The sequence below is a fragment of the Actinomadura soli genome, assembly GCF_005889715.1.
GTDB classification, from domain to species: domain Bacteria; phylum Actinomycetota; class Actinomycetes; order Streptosporangiales; family Streptosporangiaceae; genus Spirillospora; species Spirillospora soli.
Genome location: NZ_VCKW01000414.1, coordinates 1 through 4,833 on the forward strand (window position 1 = coordinate 1; position 4,833 = coordinate 4,833).

The 4,833-nt window shown below is 62.5% G+C and carries 8 protein-coding genes; 3 read left to right on the top strand and 5 right to left on the bottom strand.

The window, feature by feature from the left end; translation table 11 throughout:
• On the top strand, positions 1–156 hold a 156-nt coding region (locus ETD83_RS39420; protein ID WP_138644924.1), incomplete at its 5' end, for an integrase core domain-containing protein.
• 35 nt (positions 157–191) lie between these two features.
• Here the strand turns inward: ETD83_RS39420 and ETD83_RS39425 are convergent.
• The 3 genes from ETD83_RS39425 to ETD83_RS43285 all read right to left on the bottom strand — a co-directional run bounded on the left by ETD83_RS39425 (position 192) and on the right by ETD83_RS43285 (position 1,014).
• Complete coding sequence (locus ETD83_RS39425) at positions 192–407, bottom strand: hypothetical protein (protein WP_138650336.1); 216 nt, start codon at positions 405–407, stop codon at positions 192–194.
• Positions 408–572: 165 nt separating this feature from the next.
• Positions 573–734 (bottom strand): hypothetical protein, encoded by a 162-nt coding sequence (locus tag ETD83_RS43280; RefSeq protein ID WP_171064704.1) that lies wholly within the window; start codon positions 732–734, stop codon positions 573–575.
• A 127-nt stretch (positions 735–861) separates the two neighbouring features.
• Positions 862–1,014 (bottom strand): hypothetical protein, encoded by a 153-nt coding sequence (locus tag ETD83_RS43285; RefSeq protein ID WP_171064705.1) that lies wholly within the window; start codon positions 1,012–1,014, stop codon positions 862–864.
• Positions 1,015–1,346: 332 nt separating this feature from the next.
• Between ETD83_RS43285 and ETD83_RS39430 the strand changes: the two genes are divergently transcribed.
• Entirely contained in the window at positions 1,347–2,015 is a 669-nt protein-coding gene (locus tag ETD83_RS39430; RefSeq protein ID WP_205718146.1) for an integrase core domain-containing protein, read from the top strand.
• A gap of 1,680 nt (positions 2,016–3,695) precedes the next feature.
• Here the strand turns inward: ETD83_RS39430 and ETD83_RS39440 are convergent.
• Both ETD83_RS39440 and ETD83_RS39445 read right to left on the bottom strand, forming a co-directional pair.
• Positions 3,696–4,013, bottom strand: coding sequence for a hypothetical protein (locus ETD83_RS39440; protein WP_138650338.1), 318 nt, complete (start codon positions 4,011–4,013; stop codon positions 3,696–3,698).
• A gap of 25 nt (positions 4,014–4,038) precedes the next feature.
• Positions 4,039–4,551: an AbiJ-related protein gene (locus ETD83_RS39445; RefSeq protein ID WP_138650340.1), complete on the bottom strand. Its 513-nt coding sequence runs from the start codon at positions 4,549–4,551 to the stop codon at positions 4,039–4,041.
• Positions 4,552–4,557: 6 nt separating this feature from the next.
• On the opposite strand from ETD83_RS39445, the gene ETD83_RS39450 reads away from it, so the two are divergent.
• Positions 4,558–4,833: transposase (locus ETD83_RS39450; RefSeq protein ID WP_205718147.1), on the top strand; the 276-nt coding region annotated here is incomplete at its 3' end.

The window sequence follows — 4,833 nt, forward strand, 5'->3', positions numbered from 1 at the left end:
ATGGATGTGACGATGGCCACCATGGAATGGGTTGCTTGGTACAATTCTGAAAGGCTACATTCTTACTGCGGGAACGTCCCTCCGGCCGAGTACGAGGAGACGTTCCACCGATCGCCCGCCGGCACTGGCCTGGCGATCGAGGACCAAGCGATCTAGCCTCCAACTTCGCCGGGGCGGTCCACCCGTCCCTTTCACGGTTCGGTGGCAGGTGGCTGGTTGCCCATGACCTGCCCGGCGGCCTCGGTGAAGGACCGCAGACGGGCGCGGTAGTCCTGCCGCTGTTGGGTGAACCGGCCCAGGGCGTCGTGTTCCCCTTGGGCGAGGGCGTACAGCGTCCGGTTGCAGGTGCTCGCGGTTTCTCGCACTGCCGCGGCTTCGCTGGTGACGCCGGTGGGGCCTTCGAGCATGACGATCCAGACGCAGCGTTGCAGCGGGTCGAACGCGTCGCGGAGGTCCGCGCGGAGCGCATCGAGGCGGCGATGTTGCTCGTCAGGGTCGGCGACTTGGGCGTAAATATCGCCGAGTCTCCAGTACAGCTCGCTGACGCGGTGGGCGTGTTCGATGAGGTCCAGCTAGGCCGCGCGGCGGGAGGCGCGGAGTTCGGCGCGGTGCTGGGCCTCGGCCGTGGTGCGGGCCTGGACTCTTGCGGCGCGGGCGTTGCCGAGGCTGGTGACCCAGCCGGCAAGCACGGCGGTGCCGCCTGTGACGATCGCGACGAGGGCGGAGCTGTCCATCACATGCCTGGGTGGTCACGGGTGTGTCGCGGGAGAGCGTGCCCGGTGGTCGGGATGGTGTCACGGCGGCGGCCGGTTGCGGGCAGGCTAGCCGGAGCTACCCTCCGGGCGGGTTGACGTATGCCGCTCAGCCTTCACGCGGTTCCTGGTCGGGATGCTGAGCGATCCCCGTGACAGGTCCCGAAACGACAATGATCTCCGGGGCGTTGGTGTGGGTGTCCGGGTGAAGCGTGATGGTGTAGCCAGCCGCGTGAAGGAATGCGGCATAGGCGCCCGTCATGATGGCGTCGACCTTGTCCTTGAGGACGTGCCAGTTATGGTCTGAGTGGTCCCGGTCCGCTACAGCGGATCGGGCGCAGCTGGCGGTGCTGCTGCACCGGTGACCTCCCGGAGTACTGCGGCGGATGCGGCTCCTGGTGCGGCCGGACACGGTGCTGCGCTGGCACCGCGACCTGATCGCCGGTCGGCACGCTGCCCGCTCCAAACGCAAGCGTCCGGGCCGACCACCGACCGTCCGCTCCATCCGGGCTCTCGTTCTTCGCCTGGTGAGGGAGAACCCGAGCTGGGGCTACCGGCGGGTGCACGGCGAGTTGCGGGTGCTCGGCGTCAAAGGTGGCCGCCTCTACGGTTTGGGAGATCCTCAAGGACGCCGGTATCGATCCGGCACCCGAGCGTTCTGCCACCATCTGGGCCGGGTTCCTGCGCTCCCAGGCCGAGGTGTTGCTGGCGTGTGACTTCCTGGAGACCGTGACTCTCACCGGTGCTCGCATGTACGTGCTGGCGGTCATCGAACATCACACCCGCCGCATCCGGGTTCTGGGCGCCACCGCTCATCCGACCGCAGCGTGGGTGACGCAAGCGGCCCGGAACCTGGTCATGGATCTGGAGGACTCCGGCTGCCGGGCACGGTTCCTGATCCGCGACCGGGACGGCAAGTTCCCCGACCTGTTCGACGCCGTCCTGGCCGATGCCGGCATCCAGACGGTGCTGACGGGGGTGCGGATGCCGAGGATGAACGCGGTGATGGAGCGGTGGGTGCAGACCTGCCGAGGCGAGCTCCTGGACCGCATGTTGATCTGGAACCAGCGACACCTGCTCCACGCCCTCCGCGAGTTCGAGACCTTCTACAACGAGCATCGGGCTCATCAGGGCATCGCCAACGCCCGCCCGTTGAAGCCGCTTCCTCCGCCGATCACCGAACCCGACCAGATCGCGCATTTGAACATCCGAAGAAGGCAACATCTGGGCGGCATCCTCAACGAGGACGAGCATGCCGCTTGACCTGCGCGGACGAGATTTTCGGCAGAGACAAGATCGCCGAGCGGGTCGGGTCCTGACAATGACCTGCTCGATCTGGTCATCGGACGACAGTACGGACCTCGTCCATTGATCTTTTCTCGTACAAGGATCTTTCCGAAAGCACGGTCAGCGAAGCCCCTTGATCGAAATCAAGACTGTTGATCTGACCAAGATGATCTGCACACCAATATGGGACGCCCGAAACATAGGTGTCACTGTCACCTGCATGACTACTTTAAGATTCTGCTGTACAATGTGATGTATGGTTGGACCGAAAAGCAATTTGTTCTACTTGGCCTCTCTGTTTGCCGGCCAAGCAAATCCGTGAGGTGCGTGAAGTTAAGTTACGAGGTTGTTTCGAAATGACAAATCAAGATTGGACCAAAGGGTACGGGGCAACTCCTGGAAGCGAACAACTCGGACGAGAGAACGAGCGGCTGAGAAGGGAATTAGGACTTCCTCCGGATAGGGGTGGGTGTGGAGCCTGTCTCGGGTCCATTCTCGTTTTGATCTTCCTATTTCTGGCGTTCGTCACTATTGTGGGAGCGCTATCCGGAAAGCCCACTCCACCTTCACTGACATGTGAAAGTGGTTACGCCAGAGAGGGGTCTGAATGCAAATCCACTAAGACAGACAAGCCCAGACGTCATAAAGCAAGTCCATCAAAAAGTGGTCGGCAGTAGAGACAACCCTTTCGTCGCTCGGCTTGGTCGGTAACCGCGTAGACCATGTCCTGTGTGATGAGTCGGGGGAGTCGTTTGTCGCAGCACATGGCGGCGAGGCCGAGGAAGGTCAGGTAGTCACGGGTTAGCGTTCGTGGCGGATGTTGAGCCTACGGTATCCCGACAACCAGGACAGGGTCCGGTCGATCACCCATCGGTGCCGCCCTAATCGCTGGCTTGAGTCGGTCCCCTTGCGGGCGATGCGGACGCCGATACGCTAGCTGCGCAGCCATCTGCTCAGTTCAGGCGTATCGTAGGACTTATCGGCATGCGGCTTTTGCTGATGACAATTCTCAGTGCCATGTCTCATGTGAACCCAGCGATCACGGGTTTCAGGCCCTGGCCGTCGTGGGTGTTGCCAGGCGAGATACCGACCAGGACGGGCAGCCCGTCCGATCGGACAGAATGTGCATCTTGGAGCCGAGCTTACTCCCGTCCACGGGGCTCGGACTTGCAAGTTCGCCCCCCTTTTCACCCTGACGTGAGCACGATCTAAGACCACCTGGGAAAGGTCGAGCAGCCCATGGGCGGCGAGTTCGTCTAGTATTCTGAGTCATTAGTTTGTTGTTAGTTGGTAGGCTTTGGTGATGCCGAGTTCGAAGCTTGAGCCTGTGGTGTTGTCCGATGAGGAGCGGTCGGTGCTGACCGGGTGGGCGCGCCGGCGGAAGACTGCGCAGGCTTTGGCGTTGCGGTCGCGGCAGCCCACGCGATCAGTTGATGTTGTGCGCGCTGGCTAGCGGTGTGGGGGGGTTGATTCTTGTTTTAGCGGCTCGTTCTCAGCAGGGCATCCGTCCAGCACAGCGAAGTCCTTGCGGAAGAGCTGCACCTTGGTCGTGGCGCTCGCCGTGTGTTACGGCAAAAACGATGCTGTCGCCTCCAGCGCCCTGCCAGGCAAGTCCATGCCCTAACTTCCGAATCGGTTGCCGCGGCAGCTCAACCGCTACGACGGCTCAACCGTTACAGCTGGGGCTGTTGCTCCTGCGGATCCAATCCTGTGGCGCTCGAACAAGTCGGTGAAGAAGGTGCAGACCATCTCTTTCGCCGCAGCCGTGTCGCGGGTCAGCTCAAGTGCGCCGAAGCGGTACACCTCATACCCGGCCAGCCGTAGGACGCGGTCTTCCTTGGCCATCTTGGCGTACTGCGCAGCGGAGGCGATGTACCGCTGGGGGTTCTGCTCGTCTTGGACGCCGGAGTGATGCTGGCCGTCGACCTCAAGAACGACGCGGACGTTGTGCGGCAAGAGCAGCAGGAAGTCCATGCGTTCGAAGTCGACGACATCGTCCTCACGGAGTTGCTGCCGTTGTTTTGCGGGTCATGGGATCCAGATGGAGGTACACCTGCGGGAGCAGCGCTGGATAGGAGGAGCCATCCGGTCTTTTGAAGAACTGCTCGTAGTAGGTGCGGAACACCAGTTCTTCACCGGGGCTCTTGGTCATGGCGACGGTCTGGGTCAAGCGCTCGACAAGGTTGTACCCGACGCGGAAGTTCGACAGGGCCAGCGGCATCTGCTGCTGGGCGCGCCACCACTTGACCATGTGCCCCCAGGTGAGTCCGGACTCCTTGGACCGCGGTCGGTCGTAGATCAGGATCTTGTCGGCGTTCCTGGTGACCTTGAAGTCGTTGTTGATCGCGTTGATGACGACGATCCGGGGCTTGGGACCGATGGAGGCGAAGATCAGGTTATTCATGGTGCCGCTGACACCGCCGCCGATGGTGCGGTGGCCGAAGATAGGGCTGCCGCTGATCTCGTCAATCTGGACGATCTCGTAGCCGTCGTGAACTAGGGCCTGTCTCAAAGTGGGATGAGCGGCGTGTCCGGCGCCGAAAGTAGTGAGGTCTCCGGTACAGGAGTCATCGACCAGACGACCCTGAGTCCCGGAGACCTCGTGGCCACCCTGGCGGTGACGAGGCGGTTCGACCTGACCGATGAGCAGTGGGCGCTGCTGGAGCCGCTGCTTCCACCACGCAAGAGGACAGGTCGGCCGTCGAAATGGACCAAACGCCAGCTCATCGATGGGATCGGCTGGCGGGTGCGGACCGGTGCGCCCTGGCGGGACGTGCCGGAGTACTACGGCTCC

Coding starts and splice junctions, on each gene's coding strand:
- ETD83_RS43285 (WP_171064705.1), bottom strand. CDS start 1,014: ATGACGGGCGCCTATGCCGCATTCCTTCACGCGGCTGGCTACACCATC.
- ETD83_RS39440 (WP_138650338.1), bottom strand. CDS start 4,013: ATGGACTTCCTGCTGCTCTTGCCGCACAACGTCCGCGTCGTTCTTGAG.
- ETD83_RS39425 (WP_138650336.1), bottom strand. CDS start 407: ATGCTCGAAGGCCCCACCGGCGTCACCAGCGAAGCCGCGGCAGTGCGA.
- ETD83_RS43280 (WP_171064704.1), bottom strand. CDS start 734: ATGGACAGCTCCGCCCTCGTCGCGATCGTCACAGGCGGCACCGCCGTG.